Source organism: Nonomuraea sp. NPDC004186 (assembly GCF_053603495.1).
Map to the genome: position 1 here is coordinate 1 of NZ_JBSGFQ010000149.1, position 26741 is coordinate 26741.

Here is a 26741-nt window from a genome sequence, read left to right on the forward strand (position 1 = left end):
GGCAGTCGCGGGCGAGGATGCTCTTCTCCAGCCGGCCGATCACGTCGAAGAGCAACGTGGCCGTCTCGTCGTTCACCACCTCGCTCGCGGGCGGGTGGCCGAGCCGACACTCGGCTACATCCGCTTCCACGTGCCGTCGATCAACCGCTGCGCGAGCGCGCGGTGAGCGTGGCCGAAGATCTCGACGTGCCGCTGGACCCCGGACTTACCCATGATCATCGGGTTGGGCGCCGCGGGTTCGCCTTGAGGGCGCGTAGGTGGCCGAAGATGCCGCCCTGGTAGGCGTGGGTGTTGATGAAGGTGTCCGCGCCCTCCAGACCGGCCAGGCCCTGGACGTAGTCGGCGGAGACGGCGTACTGGGCGGCGACGTCGGCGTTGTCGTTGCCGCTCCAGACCAGGAGCTTGTGGGTCTCGCCCTGGTGGACGACGGGGACGATGACGTGCATCTGCCCTTCGGTGTGGCCGGGGGCGAGGATGGCGACGGCCTCCGTGCGCCGGCCGATCCGGATGCGTCTCATCCCGACGGTGTGACCGGGAGTGGCCTCGACCGTGATGTCGATCCGGCTGGGGATGCGCGCCAGGCGGGCCCGGTACTCCTCCTCGGTGTACTCGTGGCGGTGCGCCCGCAGCTCGGCCAGGTCCTTCGCGACGGCGTCGGCATCCGGCCGCCCCATGACGAACTTGGCCCGGCGCGCGTGGTCGTCGCGGAGCAGGTTCGCGCCGCCGATGTGGTCGCCGTGGCGGTGGCCGAGGAAGACGTAGCGGATGTCCCTGGGGTCGAGGCCGGCGGCGGCCTGGTCGAGGAACTGGCTCTGCATGTCCTGCGGAGTGGTGAGGGCGTCGAGCATGATCAGCCCGTCCGAGGTGCGGACGATCACCAGGCCGGTGTGGTCGGTGCCGAAATACCAGGCGTTGCTGGACCGTCATGCGCCCCCGTCCGCCCGTAGCGATGCGGCCGGGCGGGGCGATATCCGGATACCGGTCGTGGTGCGGCCGGGCGGGGCGATATCTGGATACCGGTCGTGGTGCGGGGGCCGCGCACGCGAGCCTGGAAGGGGCCATGATGGCGCAACGACCTGACGGCGGTGACTGGGGCGCGCTGCTGGTGGCGGAGCCAACCGACTCATCTGGCTCGCCGGACTCGCCGGACTCGCCGGACGAGGTGCGGGACCTGTACGCCTGGTTGCGCCGGGAGCCCGAGCTGCGCGCCGCGCTCCGGCTGGTCGAGAAGCCGCCTCCCGACGGGGCGCTGGGGCCGGTGGCCGAGGCGGTGCAGGTGCTGGCCGACGCGCCGGAGGTGGTGGCGGCCGTGGCGAGCATGGTGATCGCCTGGCTGCGGTACCGCAGAACCGACGTGAAGATCACCGTGAAGCAGCGCAAGGACGGGCCTGAGGTGCAGGTGACCGCCACCGGCCTGAGGGCGCTGAGCCCGGCACAGACGCTCGCCCTGGCCAGGCAGATCGAGTCGGCGTTGCGGGACGGCCGCAAGCCTCCGGAGCTCCCGGGCAGCTGAGCCCGCCGCCGAACCACCCTGATTGCCGGCTGTGCGCCGAAGCTCTCGGACGCCGATCACCGTCCTGCACATCCCAGATGCATGTGCATTTGCGAATTTCAGCAAATTGCCGGGGAGGGTTGGGGACCGGCGACGGCGCATCGTACGCTGTGCGATCACGGCGGAATGTTTGTCCGTTGGCGGCGGGGGCAAGGATCTTTCTCTCGTGCGCCATGGGTGAACGGCACGCAAAGGCCCCAGGACAAGTCGCCACTTTTGTGGACAAGAAGCCCGCGATCTTGCTAAACCGGGCATCTGGTCTCGGGTGGCGACTTAGCCTGGGGCCTGCATCACCGGTGCATCAAGTGGTTACTTGATCAGGAACCACGCCGCGGCGGCAACCGCGATGACGATGCACAGGCGGATGGTCCGGGGGGTACTGTCAACTACATCCCGGACCATCCGCGCCACCTCCCCGATCCAGGTGGAGGGTGGTGGCGGCTCTGGGCTCGCCGGCTCGGGCTCGCGGCCCGAGCCAGATTCGGGGGGCGTTTCCGGCATCGTTCTCCTTTCAACCTTTTCGTCAGACGATTTCGTCTGATAACGAGAAAAGGCCCGCTTCGGACATTCCGCCTCATTTGTGATGCATGGGACGGTATCCAGCAGCGAGCCGTGACATGTCTCCTTTCGGTTACCCCGACCGTCGCGCAGAAGTGGTGGCCGGTTGCCACCCCTTTCCAGGTCCGGGTCGCCGTTCCGGAGTCTGTCGAGTCACACCTAACCCCGCAGTCCCAACATTCGCAACCAAATCGCCACAGTCCGAAGCGTCTCACCTTGAGTGACCGTTGAGCTACCAGATGCCCGAGTTTCCCCATTGCTCGGCATCGATAGGCCCACCTGCGGAAACCGGCTTCATGCGAAGGATTCGCGGGGATCTCTCGCCCCCGGTGCGGTCAAGTCGCAGTTGCCGTGACCTTCGGCCGGTGCGGGCCAGGTCGGGGCTGCGTGCGAAGCCGGTGACGCCGGCGCGTCACAGGCCGCGCGACCGCCGTAAGGCGAGATGGGTGATGTTCACCATCCCATGCTCGACGCCCGTCACCGTCGTGACGATCAGGAAGACCGGAACAGACCGATTCGGAACGAGCTGATATCGGAAAGCCCTTTCCTATCACATGGGGCACAGGCGACCGGAAAGGGATCGTTCCGGATCGTTTCGGACCACGGCCTCTCTTGGGGCTCGCGCGCCGTTCCACATCGTTCCGGATCGTTCCGGAACACCTCTGTCGCGAGGTCGACGCCACGATAAACGCCCAGGTTAAGACCGTTCCGAGATGATCCGGTGCTTGACGGGGGAAACGCGTAGGGCATTCGGCTCTGCGCCGATACGGAAGAATCGGAGCCGCACTTCCTCCTTCAATGGCGATCAGGATTGGCGGTGCAGATCGCCCATGCGTGAAATCCCTCCGGCCGCGACGCCGGCGGCCCGTTGCGTGGCGGCGCTGGTCGCACTTCGACAAAAGGCCGGAAATCCGTCATATGGTGAGATTGTCAGACTGTCAGGGCGGCGGCTGAGCAAAACCGCCGTGCAAAACGTCCTGACCGGCGCGCGCAAGAACCCGCCCCGCTGGAGGTGGGCGGCGGAGTTCTTCACCGCGTGCCGGCGGTACGTGGAGAACACCGGCCTGGACCCCGAGGTCGTGCTCGGCAGCAAAATGGCGTGGCACCAGCACTATTCGGCCCTGCTGGAGGCACCGGAGGCACCGGAGGCACCGGAGACACCGGCGGCCCGCGATCAGCCCGAACCCGTTCCCGGCCCGGGCAGCCCTTCCCACCCCGGCCCGGGCAGCCCTTCCCACCCCGGCCCGGGCGGTCCTTCCAACCCCAGCCGTCCCGCCGCCGTCCCGCCTGCGCAGCCCCCGCCGAAGACCCGTGACGGCGACAGCGCCGACGGCGGCGCGGTGATGGTGTCGGTCCCGGTGTCCCCGCTGGAGAGCCTGACCGTGCCGGCGCCCGGCTCCTCACCGGACTCACTGGCCGACCTGTTCGTCGACCAGGTCATGAAGCAATGGGACGGCCGCACGCCCGACCTCGTCCCGGACAACTGGCCGGCTGCGGAGAGCCGGCCCCGCGAGCCGACCGAGACCCTTCCCGCGCGCCCGCAGCCGCTGCTGGAACTGCCGCAGCCCGTGGAGCAAGAGGCCACCTACGCGGCGCTGACCGCCATCGGCGAGAAGAAGAGCCTCACCCACGAGCGCATGCGCGACTGGTTCGGCCCTCGCGGAGCGGCGCTGTGGGAGGCCGCGGACGCGCTCTGTGTCGCGGGTCCCTGCGCCGACCGATACGCCCGGGCCAACCTGCAGCTGGGCATCCTGCTGGTGAACCGGAACGCCTTCCATGAGGGCAATCAGCTCCTGCAGCGGGTCCGGCAGGTTCTGCCCGAGATCGCCATCGGGCCGGTTCCCTGTCACGGCGACTACTTCTTCGGCGCCATCCCGGCGGACATCTGCCGGCGAGTGGCCCGCGACTACCGCGCCGCCGGACGTACCGACAAGGCTGAGGAGTGGCTGCGATACGGCAACGCCCTCGTCGCACCCCTGTCCATCAGTCTGGCCATCTCGGCCCGCGGGAAGCACGTCCGCCAGGCCGGAACGTTCCAGCATCACCCGCTGACCAACGCCGCGGAGATCCACCGCCTCTTCTGGCAGGCGGAGCCGCGCACCGGGGAAGGGCGCACCACCTTCCCCCTTGCCTCGTCCGGCCACTAGCACCACCCGGCGCCGGCTCACGGACGTTAATCCCGGGCGAGTCCGGGCATGCGCGAGCCATGCCAGAACGACCGGACAGTACGCCACCCGCACAGAAACAGCCATACCCGGGGCACACCGAACGCATGGAGCCCGAGCCACGTGACGAGATGCGTCACTACACCGGCAGCGGACTGCTGGAAGGCAAGCGCGCCCTGATCACCGGAGGCGACTCCGGGATCGGCCGGGCGGTGGCCGTGGCCTTCGCCAAGGAGGGCGCGGATGTCGCGATCGCGTACCTGAGCGAGCACGAGGACGCCGCGCACACGCTGAAGCTGGTCGAGGCGGAGGACCGGCGATGTGTGCTGATCCCGGGCGACCTCGCCGACCGCGACCACTGCGCCTCCGTCGTCGAACGGGCGGTCTCGGACCTCGGCGGCCTGGACATCGTGGTGAACAACGTCGCCTACCAGCAGCCCGTCGAATCGCTGGAAGTGCTGTCGGAGGAGCAGTGGCAGCACACCTTCGACGTCAACATTCACAGCTACTTCCGCATCACCAAAGCGGCGCTGCCGCACCTGCGCGAGGGCTCGGCGATCATCAACACGTCATCGGTGAACGGGCTGCGCGGCAACAAGGCGCTCATCGACTACGCCACCACCAAGGGTGCGATCAACGCTTTCACCTATTCGATGGCGCAGAGCCTCGTGGAGCGCGGCATCAGGGTCAACGCGGTGGCTCCGGGCCCCGTCTGGACTCCTCTCATCCCGGCGACCATGCCGGAGGAGAAGGTGGAGCAGTTCGGCCGGCAGGTCCCGATGCGGCGGGCCGCCGACCCCGACGAGATCGCCCCGTCGTACGTGTTCTTCGCTGCCGGGCGCCTCTCGTCGTACTACACGGGCGAGGTCCTGGCCCCCATCGGCGGGGAGACCCTGCCCGGCTGAGCGGGTTACCGGGTCTGACGGAGGGCAGGCGAAGGGTGAGTCGTCGACCGAAGGAGGGCCGTCATGGTCGTCGAGCCCACCAAGAGAGAGTCCGCCAAGAGCGAGCCCATCAAGACGGAGCACGGCAGGCGGATCGCCTTGCCTGTGGTAGGTACGGTGCCCATGCCGGGGCCCCAGCACCTCGTCTTCTACGCGGTCCTGGTCTCTCTGGGGATATTGGAGATCGTGGAGTGGCCCGTCGTGGGCATCGTCGCCATCGGCCATCTGCTGGCCGGCCAGCACCGCCACCCCAGCCTGCAGCAAGTCGGAGAGGCCGCGGAAGCGGCGTAAACCGTGGTCACCAGGTCCACATCCCCACCCGTACCGGCACTCCAGGGGAGGCATGCAGGACGGGAGGCTCCTCGCGGGTGGGTAGCCCCGCGGCCTGGATCAGGTCCTGGTCCAGGCCGATGAGGTGAGAGTGGTGCAGCGGCCACGGCGGATGCTCCACCTGCGCGGTGGCCGGCCGACCCGCCACGACGGTGAACAGGCGGTAGCGGGCGGTCAGGAAGTGCGCGAGTTCGTCGCGTTCGCGTTCCGCCAGGGGCGCCCCTCGCTCCGCCTCCGCGTCGCACCGCGCGCCGGCCGGGCCGGGCCGGCGCCGGCGGCAGTGGTAGCGGGTGCGGCCGTCCCCGGTGTCCACCGACATGTCCGACCAGAAGTAGGGCAGCCCGTAGCCGCCGCGGCCACCGAGGGCCGCGAGCAGGCGTCCGGCGTCCAAGGACAGGAACCAGATCCCGGTACGGCCACGAGGGTCGCGGACGTACGTGCGCAGGTTCGTCTCGGGGAAGGTGGACAGCCACGGGAAGGCGGGCAGGCCGGGAAACCGGACGCCTCGCATGAGAAAGGGCGTGAGCCCGACCCACGCCGCCCCGTCGAAGGTCTCCACCGTGAGGCCGCCCGGCACCAGAGCCTGCACGTACGCGGGCGGATAGCGCCAGTGGATGAAGGTGATCTCCGACCAACGGTGGTACATCACTGGCCGGTGGACGCGGGGCGACGGTGGAGCTCGCACCCTGGACCTCTGCCCTCGTCGTGCGGGCGGGAACAGGCTGTCAGGCTCGCGCGCCCGGGGCGAGCGGCCGGACGTCGATCCGCCCGGAGTCGCACGCCATCGCCGTGAACGGGATCTCCAGGTGGGCCACCTCGTCCGGAGGGATGATCATCAGGCGGGCCGAGGTCGGGCATCGCTTCTCGGCTCCGGTCTGCACCATCACCCAGTGCAGCCGGGCGTGGGCGGAGGCCTTCGGCTTCAGCACCACCCGTTGGGGCCGGACGTTCTCCCTGCGCACCCGCGTACGCATGGCGTCGCCGTTGCCGTCGAACATGACCAGCCCGACGAAGCCGTACACCCAGCAGCTCTGGGCGGAGGTGTTGGTCAGCACCAGCGGCGCGTACACGTTTCCCGCCCCTGGATCCTGCCGCCCGAGGTGCGCCGAGAGGGCTTCGGTACGGCAGCGCCCCGGCGCCGACCCTTCTCCGCGGGCGGAGGCCGCCGCGAGGCCGACGTTCGTGGTCGCCGGGCCCTGCGCACTGACCGCGGTGGCCTCACCGGACGCCGGGAGGCCGCAGACGGCCAAGGTCAGCAGTGCGCTCGCCGTCATCGCCGATCCGGCACGTTTGAATCGCTGCATGCTCTGTTGGATGAGCCTCACGCGTGTTTTGTTGGCACGCCGTCACGGTGGTCGCTTGGAGCTTTCCTTAGCACCGCCAACGCCTCGGGCTACGACCTGGTGTACCTGAGCTTCACCGACCGGTCGCAGGCCGGCTCGGCGACCCACTGCTACCTGGACCGCACCCCGATCGGCACCGGCTACCGGGCCGCGCCGCAGAACCTGTGGTATCTCGTCTGCCCAGCTCCACCTGCTGACCCCGCTGGGGAAGGAGGCCCGCGGTGCGGCGCGACCCGCCGCGCCGCACCCCGGCCGGCCCACGTCGATGTCCTAAACTACGGCCATGATCGCCACCGGGGAGTCGTCCGGCGCACAGCCGCTGACATTGGCGGAGCTGGCCCGGCTCGCCGGTGTGTCCGCCGCGACCGTCTCCAAAGTGGTCAACGGCCGCTCCGCGGTGGCGCCCGAGACGCGCGCGCTGGTCGAGGGCCTCATCCGCGAGCACGGCTACCGCAGGCAGCGGCGGCGCGTCGACCCGGCCGCCGCGGTGGAGCTGGTCTTCCACGAACTCGCGGGCGAATACCCGACGGAGATCATCAGGGGAGTCGGGCAGGTGGCGCGCGAGCACCAGCTGACCGTGTCGGTCTCCGAGCTGCAGGGCAGCCACATCCCCGAGAGCGACTGGCTCGAAGGCGTGCTCAGCCACCGACCGACCGGCGTCATCGCGGTCTTCTCCGGCCTGACCGAGCTCCAGCGGGAGCGGCTGGCCCGCCGCGAGATCCCCCTCGTCCTCCTCGATCCGACCGGCGACCCCGGTCACCGGGTGCCGTCCGTGGGCGCGGGCAACTGGACCGGTGGGCTCTCGGCCACCCGGCACTTACTGGAGCTCGGACACCGCCGGATCGCCGTCATCACCGGCCCCGACCACGCCCTGTCGAGCCGGGCGCGGCTCGACGGCTACCGCGCCGCCCTGGACACCGAGCGCGTGCCCGTGGACCCGGAGCTGATCTGCCGGGGCGACTTCCAGATCGAGGACGGCCTGGCCTGCACCCATCGGCTGCTGCGCCTGCCCGACCCGCCCACCGCCATCTTCACCTGCAACGACGGCGAGGCCTTGGGCGTCTACCGCGCGGCTCACGAGCTCGGGCTGCGCATCCCGGACGACCTCAGCGTCGTGGGCTTCGACGACCTGCCCTCCATCCGCTGGGCCGTCCCGCCGCTGACCACGATCCGCCAGCCGCTCACCGAGATGGCGATCGCTGCCACCAGAATGGTCGTGGCACTCGCCCAGGGCACATCGCTGCCGCAGCACCGCGTCGAATTCGCCACGGAGCTCATCGTCCGCGGCAGCACCGCTCCGCCGAAGCGTCGGTGACGGTCGGCGCGGGGTGAAGGTCTTCAAGGTGGGCCACGGCCGCCGTCGCCGCGCTGCTGGCCGCGGCGGGCACCCAGGTACTGGGGGAGCCGTCACCGTGAAGCGGTTCGAACCGGCGACACCGTGAGGCGCCGTCCCCAGGTCGGCCTCGGTCGGCCTGGGGACGGCGCGCCCGTTCGCTCAGCCCTTCGACCGGCCCTGGAGGTCGGCGCCGGCGCTGGTGGCGGCGCGCTTGGTGGTGGCCGCCGCGCGGGTGTCGGGGCCGGGCAGGTCGGAGGTGAAGCCGTAGACGACGGTCGCCGTGGCGATGGCGCCGGTGTTCAGCGCGAGCGCCTTGTCGTTGATGTTGGCGATGGTGTCGCAGGCCTGGTGGTAGCAGGGGTCGTACGGTTCGCCGGCGGTGCCGCCGAACAGCGCGGCCTCTTCGGCGGTCTTGATGCCCTCGGCGCCGGTGAACAGGCCACCCGCCGGGATGCCGGTCGCGATGAACGGTCCGTAGTCGGAGCGGCCGTCGAAGTCGGTCCCGTTGTGGCCCTGGCGCAGCGTGTCGAAGTACTTCTCGAAGAGCTTCTCGATCTCGTCGGATCCGGGCGGGCCGGCGGGGGAGCCGACGGCGTCGCTGTTGTCACCGTCATAGATCTTGAACGCGTAGTTGGTGGAGGCGATCATGTCGTAGTTGAGGTACAGCTTGATCTTGGCCAGGTCGGCGGCCGGCAGGGTGTCCACGTAGTCGGTGGAGCCGAGCAGGCCCAGCTCTTCGGCGCTCCACCAGGCGAAGCGCAGCTTGTTGCGGGTGGGGACCTTGCCGAGCGCCTCGGCCACCGCGAGCGTGGCGGCGCTGCCGGAGCCGTCGTCGTTGATGCCCGGCCCGGCCGGTACGGAGTCGAGGTGGGCGCCGGACATGACGACCTTGTTCGGGTCGCCCCACTTGGAGTCGGCGATCACGTTGTGGGTGGTACGGATCTCGCTGATGGTGTCGGTCTTGAGATGCACCACGCTGGTGGCCGAGGCCAGTTCCTGGCCGACGGCGAAGCTGGCGCCCAGGACGGGGATCGACACGGGCTCGCCGAGGTTGCCGAGCAGGGTGTCGGTACGGCCGGGCTGGCCCTCGTTGAAGATGATCGCGGCGGCGGCTCCGGCGGCCTGGGCGTTCTGCGCCTTGACGACGAAGTTGCAGGTGCCGCGCTGGAGCAGGGCGATGTTGCCGGGCGTGAAGCCGGCGAAGTCGGAGGCCTCGCAGCCGGAGCTCGAGCTGCTGGGCGTCGGGCCGGGCGGCAGGACCAGGTCGACGTTCTGCAGGGTCCCGGTCACCTCACCGGAGCCGGAGTAGCTCATGGTGGCGAACTCGCCGACGGAGGAGCCGTCGGGCGGGGTCGGGGCGAAGACCCGCGGGTTGGGGGAGGTCCGCTCCAGCAGGGCGGTCGACTTCTCCTCGAAGAAGGCGAAGTCGAACGGCTGCACGGTCACGGTGTAGCCGGCCTTCTTGAGCTTGCTGACGACGTAGTCGCGCGAGGCCGCGTGCCCGCTCGTGCCGGCCGCCCGGTTGCCGCCGTTGGCGTTGGCGATCGTCTGCAGGGCCTGCAGATGCTTCTTGACGGCGGGCGCGGTGATGGAGTCGATCAGCTTCTTCTGCGCCGCGTTCGGTCCCGGGTCCGCCTGCGCCGCGGCGGGGACGAGCGAGAGAGGTAAGGCGAGCGCCGCTGTCATGGTGAGGACGCGGTACGCACCTCGGCGCGAGGTGATGCGCATATGAGCTCCTTTGACTCGCAGGAATCGGTGCATTCTGCCCGAATCGGCGGCATAGGAGAACGTAGACCGCCAAACCCGCCCTCGGGAAGACCCGAATCGCACAGCCGCCGGTCTCCGACTGTTCTTCTCGAGGCCGGGGATCCGTTGATGGCGCGTCACGTGTGATGGATGGACTCGTGCGGACATATAGCGCCCTTTTGAGAGGAACTATCCTCGATGTCCGCTTCTCCAGAGAACGAGCTCGTGACACGACGGCGGTTGCTCGCCGTCACCGGCGGACTGGTCGGCGCGGTCGCCGTCGGCGGCCTGACCGGTCCGGCCTGGGCCGACGACCGGCGCCCCGGCGGGAGCCGCCGGCGCTGGCTGCCCGGCGACCACCATGTGCACAGCGAGTTCAGCGTGGGGTACGACAACTCCACCACCCCGCCCAAGCCGATCATCGGCGGGGACGCGATCTACCCGTTGTCGGTCAACGCCACGCACGCGCAGCAGTTCGGGCTCGCCTGGATCGTGTCGACCGACCACGGTGGCCCGCTGCACTCCAAGCTGGACGCGGAGCAGAGGTACCCGAGCCTGCTGGAGGCGCGCCGGTCCGTGCCGCGGGTGCTGCAGTTCTACGGCATGGAGCTGGACACGCCCGCGGCCGACCACTCCAGCCTGATCATCCCGAAGGTGTCCTCCGAGCGCGACATCCTGTTCCAGCTGGAGAGCCGCTTCTCCAAGCGTGACCCGTTCCCCGCGGACCCGACGTTCGACACCGAGCAGAAGATGCTGGAGGCGCTGCGCGTGATGCGGCAGCTCCCGCACAAGCCGCTGCTGTTCGCGAACCACCCCGCCCGCTCCGCCTCCGGGCTGGGCGTCTACGGCCAGGACACCCCGGCGGAGTTCCGCAACTGGAACGACACCGCGCCGGAGATCGCGCACGGCTTCGAGGGCGCCCCCGGCCACCAGGCCGGCACGCTCAGGAAGGACGGCAGCATCGACCCGGACGGCGAGCGCGGCGGCTACGGCAACTACCCCACGATGGGTGGTTTCGACCAGATGACCGCCCGGCTCGGCGGCCTGTGGGACTCGCTGCTCGGCGAGGGGCGCCGCTGGTGGATCACCTCCACGTCCGATTCCCACCGGCACTACAGCGACGGCGGCAGCGACTTCTGGCCGGGCGAGTACTCCAAGACGTACGTGCACGCCGGCTGGGACTACGCCGACATCCTCGACGGTCTGCGCAGCGGCCGGATCTTCGTCGTCATCGGCGACCTGATCGACCAGCTCGACCTCACGGTCTCCCGCGCCGGCCAGGCGCAGGGCCAGGCCGAGGGCAACACCGTCAGCGTCGGCGAGACCCTCACGCTGCGCGGCAACGACCGTGACGCCGAGGTCGAGGTCCGCTTCCGCGTGCCGCGTACCGCCAACGCCAAGAGCGAGCGCCCGCAGGTGAAGCGGGTCGACATCATCACCGGCCGGGTCACCGGCCCGGCCAAGGACCGCTCCTCCGACACCAACCCCACCACCAAGGTCGAGGCCCGCTACGGCGCCGGCCAGTGGCGGCGCGACGGTGACGAGATCGTCGTCCGTCACACGGTGCGCGACATCGACGGCCCCATGTACGTCCGCGTCCGCGGCACCAACACCGACGAGCTCGAGCCCCAGCCCGACCCGAAGGGTTCCGACCCGTGGGCCGACCTGTGGTTCTACTCCAACCCGGTGTTCATCGAGCGCTGACGCCAAGCTGGGATGACCGGGCGCGGCGCGGCGCCCGGTCATCCCGCCACCGTCCTCGACCCCCGTCGTCAGAGGGTGACGCAGACCGGAGGCGCGACCAGTCAGACGATCACGGCGCGGATCCGTCCCGCTCGCCCAGCGCCTCCCGCAAGGCGGCGGCCACCTCCGGCGTCACCGTGCCGACGAAGCGCTGCACGGCCGCCGAGACGTCGCCCGCCTCGTCCAGCGCGGCCCGCATGGCCTCGGCGACGAACGCGTCCTTGCCGGCGGTGGCCTTGTAGAGGTGCGCCCGGCCGACGCGCTCGCGGGAGACCATGCCCTTGTGGGAAAGCCGCATCAGGACGGTCAGCACCGTCGTGGTGGCCGGCCGCGACGGCAGGCGGGCCGCGAGGACGTGGGCGAACATGCCGTCCGGATGCTCCCACAGAGCTTCCATGACCGATCGCTCCAGGTTGCCCAGCCGCACCGTCGCCCCCTGCCGTGTCCTGCGCCGGCTAGCAGATTACCGCCCCTATGCCGCCTGCGGCCGGTCGCCGAGCACGGCGGTCCGGCCGCCGGGGGAGAGCCGGCCGCGCCGGTCCAGCCGTCTGACGGCCGCGGCGGAGGCCAGCCCCGCGACGGCCAGGAGCAGCCACGGCAGGCCGGCCCACCCCGTGGAGCGGGCCGTGTCGACCAGAGCGCCGGCCACGAGGTTGCCGGCCAGGATCCCCAGCCCGGACAGCAGGTTGTACAGCCCGTAATAGGTGCCGATCAGCCGATCTCCCGCCATGTCGGCGATGGTGGCCATCTCGAACGGGAAGGCGACCAGCGTGCCCAGGGTGAGCAGGAGCACGCACATCACGACGGGCACCATCGCCCACACCGGCGCGAGAGCCGGCTGGGCGAGCGCCGCGGGCGGCAGGAAGGCGACCCCCATGAGCGCCAGGCCGCGGCTGATCGCCTGGCCGCGCGTCCACCGGGCCGAGCTCCAGGCGGTCAGGCGGACCTGGCCGGCGATGCCGAGCAGCGCCGAGAGGGCGTACAGGGCCATCACCCCCGCCTCGCCGCCGCCGAGGCGCTGCACCTCGAGCGGCAGGGCCAGATACATCTGGTACGACAGCGCGTACGAGGCGATCATCGCCGCGGCGAAGGAGACGAACGCCCGGTCTCCGAACGCCCGCCGCCACTCCCGCAGCACCGGCTGCCGCTCCTCCGGCACGGGAGCACGCCGGGCCGGAAGGCACAGCCCTTGAAGGACGGTCAGCACCGCGAAGATCGCCGCGGCGGACAGGCACACGGCGGTGAACCCCGTGTGCAGCAGGGCGAGGCCGGCCAGCGGGCCCAGCAGGATGCCGCCCTGGTAGAAGACGTTGAACACGGCGAAGGCGGCGACCTTGCGCTCCCCGGCCGCGCAGGCCAGATAGGCCCGTGCGGCCGGGTTGAACAGCGCGCCCGCGAAGCCCGTCACGGCGGCGGCCAGGACCAGCAGGGGCAGCGAGGTGGTCAGCCCGAACAGGGCGAATCCGACGGTCCGCAGCGCGCACCCGAGCATGATCATCGGCTTGTGGCCGAGCCGGTCGGCCAGGGTGCCGCCGATCAGGAACATGCCTTGCTGGCTCATGTTCCGCAGGCCCAGGATCAGCCCGATCGTCCAGGCGGCCAGGCCGGCGCCGGCCGAGAGGTGCTGGGCGAGGTAGGGCATGAGCGTGTAGAAGCCGAGGTTGATGCCCGCCTGGTTGATCTGCAGGAGCTGGACCGGCCGGTCGAAGGAGCGGAACTGCCGCAGCGTGTCCCTCATCGCCGGCCTGCCAGGGGGTCGGTCACGGTGGCGCAGCGCGTCCAGCGGTGCACCTCCCGCTCGGCCGGCTCGCGCAGGAGGTCGGGCTCCTCGGCCGGGACCGTGCCGAGCAGGCCGTTGGCGTGGCAGTAGTCGTCGTCGAAGATGCTGTTCCAGTAGCGCCACGGCCCGTCGGGGAAGACCGCCACGACGGTCTGGTCAGGCGCGGTGCGGGCCAGCCAGCGGGCCACCAGGGTGACCGCGCCCGTGCTCCAGCCGCCCGAGACGTAGTGACCGGCGGCCAGGGCTCGGCAGGCCCAGACCGCTTCGGCCGGGCTGACCCAGTGCACCTCGCTGAAGGCGTCGTAGGCGACGTTGCGGGGATGGATGCTGGAGCCGAGCCCGCGCATCAGGCGGGGCCGGGCGGGCTGGCCGAAGATGGTCGAGCCGACGGTGTCGACGCCGACCAGCTTCAGCCGCGGGAAATGGCGGCGGAGCACGCCGTGGATGCCGGCGCTGTGCCCGCCGGTGCCGACGGAGCACACCAGCGTGTCGATGTGCGGCAACCGGCCCAGCAACTCGTGGGCGAGCCCCGCGTAGGCGTCGGCGTTGTCCGGGTTGTTGTACTGGTCGGGGCAGTAGGAGCCGGGAATGTCGGCCAGCAGGCGCCGCACCCGTTCCCGGCGGGCCTCCTGCCAGCCGCCGGCCGGGTGCGGCTCGCGGACGATCTCGAGGCGTACGCCGTAGGAGGAGAGCAGCCGGCACATGAGCGGCTCCATGCCGGGGTCGCCCACCAGCACGACCGGATGGCCGAAGACGATCCCGGCCAGGGCCAGGCCGAGCCCCAGGGTGCCGCTGGTGGACTCGATGATCGTGGCCCCCGGCCGGAGGTCCCCTCGGGCCCTGGCCTGGCGCACCATGTGCAGGGCCGGCCGGTCCTTGATGCCGCCCGGATTGAACCCTTCCAGCTTGGCCCAGAACCCTCCTCCCGGTACGAACGGCTCGGAGATGAATGCCAGCGGCGTATTGCCGACGGCGAGGGAAAGCGACGAGAAACCGGTGGGCGACGTCTTCTGCGGACGCGCAAAAGTAGCTGGTGATGACATTGGTGAAATCCCCGAAGTGAATGGCGCGATTCGCGGTATGACCGAATGGCCGCGAATCCGACGGACATGGACGGCTGATGGAAGTCGCGGTCCTATATGCGCATCACGCAGAGATTTTCCAGATACGGCGCGGCGGTCCCGGCGGCGCGCGCCGGGACTGTCGTGGCCGCCGCGGCGGCCTGCGCCGACGGGACGGACGAGGCCGTGGACATCGCCGCGAAGATCGGCGTGTCGGCCGGGTTGGTCGCCGAGCAGTCCTGCTCGGTGCCGTGCTGGTGGCGCGGCGGCAGCTCGCGGTGCAGGCATCGCGCGCTGTAGACGGCGGTGTTCTTCAGATCGACGCTGTGCGCGACCGGCTCCGACAGCTCCACGGCCGCGCACGCGCCGCCATGGGCGAACACCACGCCGATGAGCAGCACGAGCGCGAGCACCGCATGCGCCGCCGGCCAGCCGGGCGGACGGCGGGAACGGGTGGTCCGTGTCGTGAGCATCACCGGTGATAATGCCCGCGAGGCCGCCGGCCGCGCCCGGAGAATTCAAAGATTCCGGTAAAGCCGTAAGGCGCTTTATGGAGAGTGCGGGGCAATCCGCCGCACCTGCTGCCGACACGGGGAAATGAACCCGCAGTTTTCCGCGACCGACGCCACACTGGGGATTCGCGTGTCCCATTGATGCCAGGTGGTGAAGCCGTCCATGACCGTGTCGAGACGCCGGGTCGTCGCCGGACTCGGTGCGCTGGCCGCCGCTCCGGTCGCCGCCGGACCGCCGGCCGTCCGGCGCGGCGTCACCGCCGAGCGGCTGGCCCGGGACGAGGATTTCTGGGCCGCCGTCGCCCGCCGGTTCCGGGTGAACCCGGACTTCGTCAACCTGGAGAACGGCTACTACGGCGTCATGCCGGAGCCCGTACGGCAGGCGTACCACCGCAACGTGGACCTGCTCAACGAGCGGAACTCGCACCTGCTGCGCACCACGTACAAGGCCGGCGCCGACAAGATCCGCGATCGCCTCGCGGGCATGCTCGGCGTCACCAGGGACGAGATCGCGCTCACCCGGGGCGGCACCGAGGCCCTGCAGAACCTGATCTCCGGCTACCGCCTCCTGCGTCCCGGAGATCAGGTGATGTACGCCGACCTGGACTATCACAGCGGCCAGTACGCCATGAACTGGCTGAAGGACCGGCGTGGAGCCGAGGTCGCGCGGATCGTCATGCCCGAGCCCGCGACCTGCCAGGCGGTGCTGGACACCTACGAGCGCGCCCTGCGCGAGCACCCGAAGACGAAGCTGCTCCTGCTCAGCCACATGAACAACCGCACCGGCCTGGTCACGCCGGTGCGCCGGATCGTCTCCATGGCCCGCGACCGGGGCGTCGACGTGATCGTGGACGCCGCGCACTCCTGGGGGCAGCTCGACTTCACCCTCCCCGACCTCGACGCCGACTTCGCCGTCTTCTCGCTGCACAAGTGGATGGGCGCGCCGCTGGGCGCCGGGTTCCTCTACGTCCGCGAGCAGCGCCTGGGCGACATCGACCCGCTCTACGCCGACGAGACCTACACCGCCGCCGACATCCGCTCGCGCGTCCACTCCGGCACCATGAACGTCGCGCCCTTCCTCACCGTCGACGCCGCCCTGGACTTCCACGACGCCCTCGGGGCGCAGGTGAAGCAGGCCCGGCTGCGGTTCCTGCGCGACCGCTGGGTGCGCCCGCTCCGCGACGTCCCGAACGTGGAGATCCTCACCCCGGACGAGCCCGGCATGTACGGCGCCATCACCGCCTTCCGCCTGCGCGGGCTCACCACGGAGGCCGGCAACATCGCCATCGCCGACCGCCTGATGCGCGACCATCGGATCTTCACCGTCGCCCGGACGGGCATGGCGGGCGGTGGCGGCGTCCGCGTCACGCCTGCCCTGTTCACGTCCGCGGCTGACATCGACCGGCTCGCGGCCGCACTGCGCGACCTCCGCGCACCCTGACCTGCCGGCCCGCCTGTCCGATCCGAACCGGCTCGCCGGACGGCGGCCTGTGCGACGGCCGGAGGCGTCGGACGCGCCGTTTCGAGGACGCGCCGTTTCGAGGACGCGCCGTTACGAGGACCCGCCGTTTCGAGGGCTCGCCGTTACGAGGAGCGGCCTGACGGCTTCCGCCGGCCCTGGGCGAGGATCAGGCCGGCCACGCCGGCGGGGTCGTCGGGCATGGGGACATGCCCGCTGCCGGCCAGCCTGACGTGGCGGGCGGCGGGGAGCAGCCTCCGCGCCCGGCGGGCCTGGCCGCCGATGAGCAGCAGGTCCCGGGTGCCCCAGGCCATCGTGATCGCCTCCTGATCGATGCCGCGGCCGCTGCCGAAGAGGTAGCGCCTGCTGTACGGCAGGATCGCCCGCACCCCCGGGGCGTCGGCGAAGGCGCGCATGGTGCGCAGGGTCTCGTCCGCGCTGAGCCGGAGGGGGTGGGCGACGTACAGGCCCATCATCGTGGCGCGTACCACGCTGCGGCGCACCAGCGCGGGCAGCAGCGGGGCGAGCAGGCGGGCCAGGCCACGGGAGCCGCGCAACGCCGCCACGACGTAGGCGACCTCCAGGCGCGACCAGAAGCCGATCGGCGCCAGCGCGACCACGCCTCGGGCCCGGCCCCGGCGCGCCAGTTCCAGCGCGATCGCGCCGCCCAGGGAATTGCCGGCGATCAGCGGGGAATCGAGGTGGAGCTCGTCCAGCAGGCGTTCCACGCGATCGGTCAGCTCGATGACCCCGAGGGGGCCGCCGCCGTGGGAAAGCGGCGAGCCGCCGTGGCCGGGAAGGTCGGCCAGCACGAGCTCATGGTGAGGCGTCAGCCGATCCGTCACCGGATCCCAGCCGTGGCGGTCGTGCCCGATGCCGTGCAACAGCACCACCGGCGGCCCTTCCCCTCGCCGTTCGAAGGCGAGCTGTCCCGCGTGGCCGGTCGTCATGGCGCCCCTCCTGGAATATGTTCGGCACCGTTCGAGGATCATAACCTGAACATTGATGTTCAAGTTAGCGTGCGGGCTGCCGGGAAGGGTAGCCGGATACGGATCCTCGTCCTGAACCGGGCACGACAAGATAGAAAGGCGACCTCATGGCCGACAACCTCACCGTGAGCGTTCTGGGCACCGGGATCATGGGGGCCGCGATGGCCCGCAACCTCGCCCGCGCGGGCCACGCCGTCCGCGCCTGGAATCGCTCCAAGGACAAGGCCGAACCGCTGGCCGCCGAGGGGGTGCACGTCGCCGGCACCCCCGCCGACGCCGTGCGCGACGCCGACGTCGTCCTCACCATGCTCTACGACGGTGCCGCCGTGCTGGAGGTGATGCGGCAGGCCGCGCCCGCCCTGCGCCCCGGCGCCGCCTGGGTGCAGTCGACCACCGCGGGCCTCGACGCGATCGGCGAGATGGCCGCCTTCGCCCGCGAGCACGGGCTGGTCTTCTACGACGCGCCCGTCCTCGGCACCCGCCAGCCCGCGGAGGCCGGGCAGCTGCTCGTCCTGGCGGCGGGACCCGGCGAGGGCCGGCAGAGCGTGACACCGGTGTTCGACGCCGTCGGCGCCCGCACCGTGTGGACCGGCGAGGACGGAGCGGCCGCCGGCGCCACCCGGCTCAAGCTCGTGGCCAACAGCTGGGTCCTCGCCGCCACCAACGCGGCCGGCGAGGTCCTGGCCCTGGCCAAGGCGCTCGGCGTGGACCCGCAGAGCTTCTTCGACGCCATCGAGGGCGGCCCTCTGGACATGGGCTACCTGCGCGTCAAGGCCGGCCTGGTGCTGGAGGGCCGCCTCACACCGCCCAGCTTCGCGGTCACCACCGCCGCCAAGGACGCCCACCTGATCGTCGAGGCGGGGGAGCAGCACGGCGTCCGCCTCGACGTCGCCGCCGCGGGGGCCGCGCGCTTCGACCGCGCCGCCGCCCAGGGCCACGGCGACGAGGACATGGCCGCCGCCTACTACGCCAGCTTCGACGACGATCCCGCTACCGCCTGAGCGTCCCCGACCACCGACCCCGTGCGTTCCCGCGGCGGCGGCCGGGCGCTTCGCCACCGTCGGCGACAGCCTGGCGGCGGGCACCGGCGACCCGAGCCCCGGATGCGCCGGCCTGGGGTGGCCCGATCGCGTCGCGGACGTGCTGCGCCGGATCCATCCCGATCTGGCCTACCTGAAGGCCGCCGAAGTCGGCGCGACCGCCTCGCGGACGGTGCGGACGCAGCTGGACCGGCTCGGCGAGTTCGGCTCCGACCTGGTCCACGTGTCCTGCGGGGCGAACGACCTGTTCAGGCCCGACCCCGACTACGCGGCCGTCGAGACCTCGACGGGGCGGGCGTTCGAGCCGGGCAGGCGGTGCTGGCCGCCGAGATCGTCAAGGGCCTCGCCCGCCTGCTCGGAGCGCAGGCGCCGTCCCTCAGAGCCTGGCGCTGATGATCGGCGCCAGGCGATCGGCGATGACCACGTGGCCGCTGTCGTTCGGGTGGACGTTGTCGGACATGTTGGCGCTGGTCAGCCAGCCCTCGGTGGGGACGTAGTAGACCTTGGCGTCGCCCGCGGAGTTGCGGGCGGTGACCGCGGCCCGGGTCTGCGTGGCGTACCGCTTCGTGAAGGTCTCCAGCGCGAAGATCGCCGCCCCGGGGTAGGCCGCCCGCACCTCCTGCAGCAGGTGGGTGTAGGACGCCTGGAAAGTGGTGGTGCTCACGCCGTGCCCCACGTCGTTGGTGCCCAAGTTGATCACGACCGCGTTGGCCTGGTAGCGGGAGAAGTTCCAGTCCGGGGTGGCGGCGTTGGGGTTGAGCTTGGGGAAGCGCGCCTCCAGGCCGACGCAGCCGTCCGCGGTCGCCACCAGGCAGGCGCCGCCCTGGGCGATCTGGGTGTGCCGGGCCCCGAGGCGCTCGCCGATGAGCCAGCCGTACGCGGTCAGGGCGTTCTTGGAGGTGGTCGTGCCGACGGTGATGGAGTCGCCGACGAACTCGATCAGCTTGGACGGGGGCGCGATCGCGTACGTCGTGGCCCCGGGGTCGAGCACGAGGCCCTGGAAGACGGCGTCACCGTGGTAGGACCCGGCGACGACCCGGTAGGAGACGCGTAAGGTGTGGTTCCCCGCGGCCAGGGGCGTGGGGGTGAGGTTGACCGAGCCGCGTACGTTCTGGATGTAGACCCACGCGCCGCCGTCGACGCTGTAGTACAGGTCGATGGTGTTGCGCTGGTTCAGCCTGACCGTCCTGCCGGTGAAACCGGTGGTGAGGTAGGCGCCCGCCCAGTACGGCACGTACGCGGTGGAGGCGGTGGTGTCCCACCGCCCGGTGAAGGAGATGTTGGTGTCGGTGGGGGAGCCGTCGCCCGTCGCCGCCTCGGCCCGCGGCGTGACCGCTGTGACCAGGGCGATGACGAGCGTGCTGAGCAGCAGCCGTGTCCTCATCGGAGTCCGATCCTGGGGGCGACGATGGGTGCGAGCCGGTCGGCGACCGTGATGGCCGGCAGAGGGCTTGCGCACCAGTGGACTCTCGGTCATGAACGACCGTCAACGAGATCGTTCGCGCGGCGCGTTTCCGGGCAGGTCAGTGGCGCGTACCCGGTGAAAGGTTCATGCCTTCAGAGAGGCTGGCAAACCGGGCACCAGACGGTCGTACGGCCGGCGATCCGGCAGCGGGACAGGGGTGTGCCGCAGCGCGGGCAGGGACCGCCGGGCTCGTCGCGCGCGCCGGTCAGCCAGGTGTCACGTGCGGGCACGCATCCGGCCTTGATCGACACGCGCAGGACCCGGCGCATCGCCCCGTACAAGGCGGCGCGTGCGGCCTCGTCCAGAGCTGCCACGGCACGCCGGGGATCGACGCCGGCGTGCCAGCAGATCTCGTCGGCGAGCAGGTTGCCCAGGCCGGCGAGGAACGTTTGGTCGATCAGCGCCGGCTTGAGCCGTCCCCGGCGACCCGACAGCAGTCTGGCGAAACACGCGTACGACACCTCGCGCGCGTCCGGGCCGAGGCCGCCGAGCACCCGCTCGGCCTGGGCCTCGTCGGCGGCGAGGCGGATGCCCTGGAGTTTGCGCATGTCCCGGTAGCGCAGCTCCCCGTCGTCGAACTGCCAGACGACCCGGTCATGCCGGTGCCACGGCTCCTCGGGGGAGTGCCAGGACAGCGAGCCGGTCATGCCGAAGTGCAGCATCAGCACCGGCCCGCCGGCGGGCGCGATCAGCCACTTGCCGTGCCGCCGCGGCCGCTCGAACCGGTGTCCGCGCAGCGCGGCGGCCAGCCGCCGGGCGCCGATGCCGCGCAGGACCCCGGGGTCGCGAACGCGCACGGCCCTGATCGGCTCGCCGGTGTGCTCCGACAGCACCTGGCGGAAGCCCTCCACGTCGGGGAGTTCCGGCATGGGGAAACCCTGCCCACCAGGGCCGCCTACTTGCTCAGATCGTGACGGCGAGCTTGCCGACGGTGCCGGCGGTGAAGTCGGAGACCGCGCGCGGCGCCTCGGCCAGCGGGTAGGCGCGGGCCACCGGCACGCGCAGGCGTCCCTCGGCCGCGTCGGCGGCGAGCCGGGCCAGGGTGTCCGGGTTCGGGTCGGCCATCACCGCCGTGGCCTTGAGGTCGCGGCCTGGTTCGTCGGGCACGTAGTGCAGGGTGGAGGCCAGCCGCCCGCCGTCGGCCAGCAGGGCGGCGACCGCCGGGCCGTCGCCCGCCAGGTGCAGCGCGGCGTCCACCCCGCCCGGCGCGATCGCGCCCACCTGCGCGGGCAGATCGGCGTGGTCGACGGCCCAGGTGGCGCCCAGTCCCGTGACGAAGGCGGCTTCGGCGCCGGGCCTGGCGGTGGCGATCACCCTGGCGCCGCGCGCGGCGGCCAGCTGGATGGCGAACGCGCCCACGCCGCCGGTCGCGCCCGAGATCAGGACGGTCTCGCCCGGTGCCGGGGCGACGGCGTCGACGGCGTCGATCGCGGCGGTCCCGGCCAGCCCCAGCACGCCCGCGCGGGTGTGGCCGAGCCCTTCGGGGATCCTGGCCAGGCCGTACTGCTCGCTCACCACCACGTATTCGGCGAAGCCGCCCTGGCCCAGGGTCGGGCGCATGACCACGCCGAACACGTCCGCACCCGGCGTCAGGCCGGTCACGCCCTCGCCGACGGCCGCCACGGTGCCGGCGAAGTCCTTGCCGAGCACGACCGGGAACTCGTAGTCGTACACGCCCTTGAGATAGCCGCCCAGCACGCCCAGGTCGAAACCGTTGACCGAGGAGGCCAGCACCCGGACCAGCACCTCGCCGGGACCCGGTTCCGGCACGGGCAGGTCGGCGGCGGCCAGGTCGGCGCCGAAGCCGGTGAAAGCCATGGCACGCATGATGATCACTCCGTTTCCGTGGAAGCTGTGGTGGCCTGCCGCCAGGAGGCGCGCAGGACGGCGCGGGCGACGGCCAGTTCGGCCTCGTCGCGCGGGGCGTAAAGCATCACGATCGTGTCGGGCCACTCGGGGCGCCGGCTGATCGGATGCGGCTCGATCCACCCGGCCCGTTCGAGCGGATCGATGAGCGGCGCGGGCACCGTGAGGTGCAGGAAACCCGAGCGGTGGATGTGGCCGAACTCGTCACGGCTGGGGTGCAGGAACGCCGCCCACGGCCCGGCGGGCTCGCGCAGCCGCAGCGCGAGTGAAGCGGGCTCGGACACCTGGCTGGGGCCGGTGAACACGCCCGCCAGCGCCTGCGCCTCCGCCACCAGGGCGGCCCTGATACGCGGCGGGGAGAACTGGTCGAGCTGGTCGTGCGGGATCTCCAGACCCGTGGTCCGCGGACGAGGGCCGGGCCGGGGTGGGGGATCGGTCAAGTCGATGCTCATCACAACAGCACTTTCTGTGCGCTGGTTACTTCTTGTGCGCGCATCGAGTCTGATCCAGAATGCCGTCATGACGGAAGAAGGCACTTTGACCCGCGTTAGGCACACCGATGTGCGTGAGACGGTCGGCGAGCACCACCCGTCCTGCCAGTTGCGCGACATCCTCGACCGCGTCGGGGACAAATGGAGCGTGCTGGTGATGGACCTGCTCGGCGGCGGCCCCAAGCGCTACTCCGAGCTGCAGCGCGCCATCGAGGGCATCTCCCAGCGCATGCTCACCCTCACCCTGCGCAGCCTGGAGCGGGACGGGCTGGTGGAGCGCACCGTCACCCCCACCTCGCCGCCCCGGGTGGACTACGACCTGACCCCGGTCGGCCGGACGCTGTCGTCCCAGGTGGCCGGGCTCATCGAATGGGCCGAGCGGCACCGCGAGTACGTGGCCGCCGCCCGCGTGCGCTACGACGCGTCCTGACCGGGCCCTGCGCCGCGCGCTGACGGGTGCCGCGGCCGGACCGCCGGGTCACCTGATGGCAGCGATCGCTCATCCGCGTTATCATCGCCATATGGCGATTGATGACGACGGTGGCCGCTGTGTCAGTACCGACATCGCCGCCGGGGTCCCTCCGGCGGCGGCGCTGTTCCACTCGCTGGCCGACGAGACCCGGCTGCGCATCGTGCAGCGCCTGGCCAGGGGCGAGGCGCGAGTGGTGGACCTGACGGCCGAGCTCGGGCTGGCCCAGTCCACGGTCTCCAAGCACCTGGCCTGCCTGCGCGACTGCGACCTGGTGGACTACCGGGCCGAAGGCCGCCAGTCGTTCTACTCCCTGACCCGGCCCGAGCTGATGGACCTGCTGGCCTCCGCCGAGCAGCTGCTGGCCGCCACGGGCCACGCGGTCACCCTGCGCCCCGCCCCGGTGGGGGAGGCCGGGTCGTGACCGCACAGAACCTGGGCCCGGCGCCGGCCCGGCGCGCCGTGCTCCGGCGCCGGATCCGGCTGCTGGTCGCCGCCACCATCACCTACAACGTGATCGAGGCCGTCGTCGCCATCACCGCGGGGACCATCGCCTCCTCCACGGCGCTCATCGGTTTCGGGCTGGACTCGGTCGTCGAGGTCGCCTCCGCCGCCGCGGTGGCCTGGCAGTTCTCCGCCGCCGACCACGAACGCCGCGAGCGGGCCGCGCTGCGCGTCATCGCGATCTCCTTCTTCGCCCTGGCCGCCTACGTCACCGTCGACGCCGTACGCGCCCTGCTCGGCGCGGGGGAGGCCGGACACTCCACCCCGGGTCTGATCCTGGCCGCCCTGTCCCTGGCCGTCATGCCGTTCCTGTCGTACGCCCAGCGCCGCGCCGGTCGTGAGCTGGGCTCGGCCTCGGCGGTGGCCGACTCCAAGCAGACCCTGCTGTGCACCTACCTGTCGGGGGTGCTCCTGGCCGGGCTCGCGCTCAACAGCGCCTTCGGCTGGTCCTGGGCCGACCCGATCGCCGCCCTGGTCATCGCCGCGGTCGCGGTCAAGGAAGGGCGCGACGCCTGGCGCGGAGACGCCTGCTGCGCCGTGCCCGCCGGCGCCGAGCCGGACGGCTGCGCCGCCGGTTGCTGCTCGCCGTCATAGGCGCGGCAAGCGATTTGGAGAAATGTTGACCCTGGTGGGCGCGTTGGCGTGACCGTGGGGGAAGGGGTTACGTATTCAAACCTCCACGCGGTATGGGGAAGGTGGTGTGGGACATGGCTGATAGTCCACTCCATCCGAAACTCGACATGGGTCAGCACCCGGACATAGCGGCCCTGCGAGCTCAATACGACATGGCTGCGCAGAGCCCGTCGGGGCAGTCCGTCAGCGGACTGACATTCCTGAGCGGTCTCTATCTCGCCATCTCGCCATGGGTGGTGGGATTCTTCGGGCGCTCGACCCTGACCGTCAACAATCTGATCACCGGTATCGCCCTGGCGCTGCTGGCGGCCGGGATAGCCTCGGCGTACGGCAGGATCCACGGGCTGGCATTTGTCGTACCGGTCATCGGAGTGTGGACGATCATCGCCCCGTGGGTGCTGCCGCCGCACACAGCCAGCGCCGGCACGATCATCAACAACGTCATCACGGGGATCGTCATCGTCGCATGCGGCCTGGCCTGCGTCATGCTGGGCTCGATGTCCCTACGTCGGCGTTGACGCCTCCGGGCGGACCGCCGGTCCGTACCGAGAAGCGGCACGCCGCCGACTGCGTCCCGTCTCCTGGAGGAGAAGGGGACGCAGTCGACTGTCCGGCACCTGTGAGTTATCCGAAAAGTGTGGATCCGACGCTTGAGCATGATCCATCCTTGGCCGTGCAAGACGGCCCCGCCGAGGCGGGGCCGTACCGTAAGGCAAGGGAGTTTCATGGCCAACCGATATCGGACGTTATTGGGGGCGGCGGCGGGCGTCGCCATGCTGGCGACAGCCGCTGTGGCCCCCGCGCAGGCGTCCGCCGTCGCCCCCGTCAGCGTGACGTTCGCCGCGGCGGAGGACGTGTTCGTCAGCCAGGCCGAGCCGGCCAAGAGCTTCGCGACCGCGACCTGGGTGAGCGTCTGCGGCACCGCGTGCGGCGGCGCCACCGCGGGGCAGCGCGCCGCCCTGACCCGCTTCAAGGTCGCCGGCATCCCGCAGGACGCCGGGGACGTCAAGGTCACGCTGGACGTGGTCTCGGCCAGAACGACGGACACCACCGTCTCCGTCCGCCCGGTGACGGGCGCCTGGACGGAGGCCGCCACCACCTGGAACACCCGTCCGGCGCTGAGCGCGCCGGTCATCGGCTCGCACACCGGCTTCACCGCCGGCGCGACGGCCAAGCTGGACGTCTCGTCGGCCGTCAAGGGTGACGGCACGTACGCGTTCGCCCTCACCGGGACCGACGCCACCACGACCGTCCTGATGTCCTCGCGCGAGAGCGGGGATCGGGGGCCGAAACTCACGGTCACCTATACGGAGGGCACCGGGGAAGAGCAGACCGGCGGGCCGCTGCCCTTCACCCTGGCGGGCACCGCGGCGCTGCGGGCCTCGGCCAAGAAGGTGTTCGCGCACTACTTCAGCCCCTATCCGATCTCCCTCGACAACCAGGCTCCGGCCGGCGACTACTACGCCAGGAACTACCTCAAGCCGGACGGCGAGAGCGGCAAGCACGCCGCCTACGGTGGGTTGCTGCGCGACCGGCCGCTGGGACGCGACCCGATCACGGGCGACTACGCGCTGGCCGACCTCAAGACCGAGGTGCGGCAGGCCATCGCCGCGGGCCTGGACGGCTTCACCGTCGACATCCTCTCCGTGACCAGCGCGCAGTGGACGCGGGTGCAGAACCTCGTCAAGGCGGCCGAGGCCGTGGACCCCGGCTTCAAGATCGTGCTCATGCCGGACATGAACGGCCTGTCCTCGGTGGACAGCCCCGCCTTCGCCACCGCCATGGCCAAGCTGGCCGCGTCGAAGTCGGTCTACCGGCTCGCCGACGACCGCCTCGTCGTCGCGCCGTTCAAGGCCGAAGGCCGCACCGCCGCCTGGTGGTCGGACTGGATGAAGACCATGGAGACGCAGCACGGCATCAAGGTCGCCCTGGTGCCCACGTTCGTCGACTTCAACAAGCACCGCGACGCCTTCGCCTCCATCAGCTACGGCTTCTCGAACTGGGGCAGCCGCAGCCCCGCGGCCAACGCGGCTCTGACGACGAACATCGACCGCGCGCACGGCATGGGCAAGATCTGGATGCAGCCGGTGTCCGTCCAGGACGAGCGTCCCAACCAGAGCATCTTCGACGAGGCGGGCAACACCGAGAACCTGCGGGCCACCTGGAAGGGGGCCATCGACGGCAAGGCGGAGTGGGTGCAGCTCACCACCTGGAACGACTACTCGGAGAACACCCAGTTCGCCCCTTCCAGGAACGCCGGCTGGACTTATCTCGACATCAGCGCCTATTACCTGACCTGCTACAAGCTCGGCTGCCCGAAGATCACCAACGACACGGCGTACCTGACCCACCGGGTCCAGCCGGTCGCGGCCGATCCGTCGTACGCGCAGACCAAGCTCATGAAGCTGCGTGACGGCAGCACCGCGGCCCGCGACACCGTCGAGGTGCTCACCATGCTGACCGCGGCGGGCAAGGTGTCGGTCACGATCGGCGGCACGACGCAGACCTACGACGCGCCCGCCGGGGTGTCCGCCAAGACGTTCCCGCTGAAGGCGGGCACCGCTTCGGCCTCGGTCACCAGGAGCTCGGCCGTGGTGGCGAAGGTGGTCTCGCCGTACGCGATCAGCGCGACGCCGTACGTGCAGGACCTGCACTACCGCGCGGCCGACCAGTGGGTCAGGGCGCTCAAGGCCGCCGGGATGACCGGCGTGATCCTCACCTGCAAGCACCACGACGGCTTCTGCCTGTGGCCGAG

At 71.0% G+C, this 26741-nt stretch carries 26 protein-coding genes and 1 pseudogene; 14 read left to right on the forward strand and 13 right to left on the reverse strand.

Annotated elements, in window-relative coordinates:
* Positions 1-215: 215 nt before the first annotated feature.
* Entirely contained in the window at positions 216-878 is a 663-nt protein-coding gene (locus ACWEPL_RS57635; RefSeq protein WP_452441678.1) for an MBL fold metallo-hydrolase, read from the reverse strand.
* A gap of 182 nt (positions 879-1060) precedes the next feature.
* Between ACWEPL_RS57635 and ACWEPL_RS57640 the strand changes: the two genes are divergently transcribed.
* The 4 genes from ACWEPL_RS57640 (at position 1061) to ACWEPL_RS57655 (ending at position 5510) form a co-directional block, all read left to right on the forward strand.
* Positions 1061-1513: an effector-associated constant component EACC1 gene (locus ACWEPL_RS57640; protein ID WP_452441679.1), complete on the forward strand. Its 453-nt coding sequence runs from the start codon at positions 1061-1063 to the stop codon at positions 1511-1513.
* Between the two features lie 1562 nt (positions 1514-3075).
* Positions 3076-4257 (forward strand): hypothetical protein, encoded by a 1182-nt coding sequence (locus ACWEPL_RS57645; protein ID WP_452441680.1) that lies wholly within the window; start codon positions 3076-3078, stop codon positions 4255-4257.
* 59 nt (positions 4258-4316) lie between these two features.
* Positions 4317-5180 (forward strand): SDR family oxidoreductase, encoded by an 864-nt coding sequence (locus ACWEPL_RS57650; protein ID WP_363972847.1) that lies wholly within the window; start codon positions 4317-4319, stop codon positions 5178-5180.
* A 63-nt stretch (positions 5181-5243) separates the two neighbouring features.
* A complete protein-coding gene (locus tag ACWEPL_RS57655; protein ID WP_452441681.1) occupies positions 5244-5510 on the forward strand; it encodes a hypothetical protein in 267 nt (88 codons plus the stop codon).
* A 7-nt stretch (positions 5511-5517) separates the two neighbouring features.
* On the opposite strand, the gene ACWEPL_RS57660 is transcribed toward ACWEPL_RS57655, so the two are convergent.
* Positions 5518-6195 carry a YqjF family protein gene (locus ACWEPL_RS57660; RefSeq protein WP_452441682.1) on the reverse strand — a complete coding sequence of 226 codons (678 nt, stop codon included), beginning with the start codon at positions 6193-6195 and terminating at the stop codon, positions 5518-5520.
* A 79-nt stretch (positions 6196-6274) separates the two neighbouring features.
* Positions 6275-6853: a DUF4232 domain-containing protein gene (locus ACWEPL_RS57665; protein ID WP_452441683.1), complete on the reverse strand. Its 579-nt coding sequence runs from the start codon at positions 6851-6853 to the stop codon at positions 6275-6277.
* Positions 6854-7175: 322 nt separating this feature from the next.
* On the opposite strand from ACWEPL_RS57665, the gene ACWEPL_RS57670 reads away from it, so the two are divergent.
* Positions 7176-8207 carry a LacI family DNA-binding transcriptional regulator gene (locus ACWEPL_RS57670; protein WP_363972838.1) on the forward strand — a complete coding sequence of 344 codons (1032 nt, stop codon included), beginning with the start codon at positions 7176-7178 and terminating at the stop codon, positions 8205-8207.
* Between the two features lie 180 nt (positions 8208-8387).
* Here ACWEPL_RS57670 and ACWEPL_RS57675 read toward each other — a convergent pair whose 3' ends face one another.
* Positions 8388-9956, reverse strand: a complete 1569-nt coding sequence (locus ACWEPL_RS57675) for a M28 family metallopeptidase (RefSeq protein WP_452441684.1) — start codon at positions 9954-9956, stop codon at positions 8388-8390.
* 216 nt (positions 9957-10172) lie between these two features.
* Between ACWEPL_RS57675 and ACWEPL_RS57680 the strand changes: the two genes are divergently transcribed.
* On the forward strand, positions 10173-11678 hold the full coding sequence (locus ACWEPL_RS57680) for a phosphoesterase (RefSeq protein WP_452441685.1): 1506 nt from the start codon (positions 10173-10175) through the stop codon (positions 11676-11678).
* Positions 11679-11787: 109 nt separating this feature from the next.
* Here the strand turns inward: ACWEPL_RS57680 and ACWEPL_RS57685 are convergent, their stop codons facing one another.
* From ACWEPL_RS57685 to ACWEPL_RS57700, 4 genes are all read right to left on the reverse strand, one after another.
* A complete protein-coding gene (locus ACWEPL_RS57685; protein WP_363972829.1) occupies positions 11788-12144 on the reverse strand; it encodes a BlaI/MecI/CopY family transcriptional regulator in 357 nt (118 codons plus the stop codon).
* Between the two features lie 45 nt (positions 12145-12189).
* Positions 12190-13455: an MFS transporter gene (locus ACWEPL_RS57690; protein WP_452441686.1), complete on the reverse strand. Its 1266-nt coding sequence runs from the start codon at positions 13453-13455 to the stop codon at positions 12190-12192.
* The gene (locus ACWEPL_RS57695) at positions 13452-14540 is read right to left on the reverse strand and encodes a PLP-dependent cysteine synthase family protein (protein ID WP_452441687.1); all 1089 of its coding nucleotides are present in this window, start codon (positions 14538-14540) and stop codon (positions 13452-13454) included. The genes ACWEPL_RS57690 and ACWEPL_RS57695 overlap by 4 nt, the downstream gene beginning before the upstream one ends.
* A gap of 92 nt (positions 14541-14632) precedes the next feature.
* Positions 14633-15031, reverse strand: a complete 399-nt coding sequence (locus ACWEPL_RS57700) for a hypothetical protein (protein WP_452441688.1) — start codon at positions 15029-15031, stop codon at positions 14633-14635.
* Positions 15032-15233: 202 nt separating this feature from the next.
* On the opposite strand from ACWEPL_RS57700, the gene ACWEPL_RS57705 reads away from it, so the two are divergent.
* Positions 15234-16511, forward strand: a complete 1278-nt coding sequence (locus ACWEPL_RS57705) for an aminotransferase class V-fold PLP-dependent enzyme (protein ID WP_452441689.1) — start codon at positions 15234-15236, stop codon at positions 16509-16511.
* A gap of 143 nt (positions 16512-16654) precedes the next feature.
* On the opposite strand, the gene ACWEPL_RS57710 is transcribed toward ACWEPL_RS57705, so the two are convergent.
* Entirely contained in the window at positions 16655-17479 is an 825-nt protein-coding gene (locus tag ACWEPL_RS57710; RefSeq protein WP_452441690.1) for an alpha/beta fold hydrolase, read from the reverse strand.
* 146 nt (positions 17480-17625) lie between these two features.
* Between ACWEPL_RS57710 and ACWEPL_RS57715 the strand changes: the two genes are divergently transcribed.
* Together ACWEPL_RS57715 and ACWEPL_RS57720 are read left to right on the forward strand one after the other, a co-directional pair.
* Positions 17626-18519 (forward strand): NAD(P)-dependent oxidoreductase, encoded by an 894-nt coding sequence (locus ACWEPL_RS57715; RefSeq protein ID WP_452441691.1) that lies wholly within the window; start codon positions 17626-17628, stop codon positions 18517-18519.
* Positions 18503-18826: pseudogene (locus ACWEPL_RS57720) on the forward strand (GDSL-type esterase/lipase family protein); the annotation flags it as partial. The gene ACWEPL_RS57715 and the pseudogene ACWEPL_RS57720, both read left to right, overlap by 17 nt.
* A 108-nt stretch (positions 18827-18934) precedes the next feature.
* Here ACWEPL_RS57720 and ACWEPL_RS57725 read toward each other — a convergent pair.
* The 4 genes from ACWEPL_RS57725 to ACWEPL_RS57740 all read right to left on the reverse strand — a co-directional run bounded on the left by ACWEPL_RS57725 (position 18935) and on the right by ACWEPL_RS57740 (position 22341).
* Positions 18935-19942 (reverse strand): GDSL-type esterase/lipase family protein, encoded by a 1008-nt coding sequence (locus ACWEPL_RS57725; protein ID WP_452441692.1) that lies wholly within the window; start codon positions 19940-19942, stop codon positions 18935-18937.
* A gap of 173 nt (positions 19943-20115) precedes the next feature.
* Complete coding sequence (locus ACWEPL_RS57730; protein ID WP_363972805.1) at positions 20116-20892, reverse strand: Fpg/Nei family DNA glycosylase; 777 nt, start codon at positions 20890-20892, stop codon at positions 20116-20118.
* A 34-nt stretch (positions 20893-20926) separates the two neighbouring features.
* Positions 20927-21841 (reverse strand): NADP-dependent oxidoreductase, encoded by a 915-nt coding sequence (locus ACWEPL_RS57735; RefSeq protein WP_452441693.1) that lies wholly within the window; start codon positions 21839-21841, stop codon positions 20927-20929.
* A gap of 14 nt (positions 21842-21855) precedes the next feature.
* Entirely contained in the window at positions 21856-22341 is a 486-nt protein-coding gene (locus tag ACWEPL_RS57740) for a luciferase domain-containing protein (RefSeq protein WP_397373786.1), read from the reverse strand.
* Positions 22342-22450: 109 nt separating this feature from the next.
* On the opposite strand from ACWEPL_RS57740, the gene ACWEPL_RS57745 reads away from it, so the two are divergent.
* From ACWEPL_RS57745 to ACWEPL_RS57765, 5 genes are all read left to right on the forward strand, one after another.
* On the forward strand, positions 22451-22810 hold the full coding sequence (locus tag ACWEPL_RS57745) for a winged helix-turn-helix transcriptional regulator (RefSeq protein WP_350739470.1): 360 nt from the start codon (positions 22451-22453) through the stop codon (positions 22808-22810).
* A gap of 91 nt (positions 22811-22901) precedes the next feature.
* Positions 22902-23273, forward strand: coding sequence for an ArsR/SmtB family transcription factor (locus ACWEPL_RS57750; RefSeq protein ID WP_452441694.1), 372 nt, complete (start codon positions 22902-22904; stop codon positions 23271-23273).
* Complete coding sequence (locus tag ACWEPL_RS57755) at positions 23270-23947, forward strand: cation transporter (RefSeq protein WP_452441695.1); 678 nt, start codon at positions 23270-23272, stop codon at positions 23945-23947. The genes ACWEPL_RS57750 and ACWEPL_RS57755 overlap by 4 nt, the downstream gene beginning before the upstream one ends.
* 92 nt (positions 23948-24039) lie before the next feature.
* A complete protein-coding gene (locus ACWEPL_RS57760; RefSeq protein WP_350739461.1) occupies positions 24040-24504 on the forward strand; it encodes an SPW repeat protein in 465 nt (154 codons plus the stop codon).
* A 207-nt stretch (positions 24505-24711) separates the two neighbouring features.
* On the forward strand, positions 24712-26741 hold a 2030-nt coding region (locus tag ACWEPL_RS57765; RefSeq protein WP_452441696.1), incomplete at its 3' end, for an endo-1,3-alpha-glucanase family glycosylhydrolase.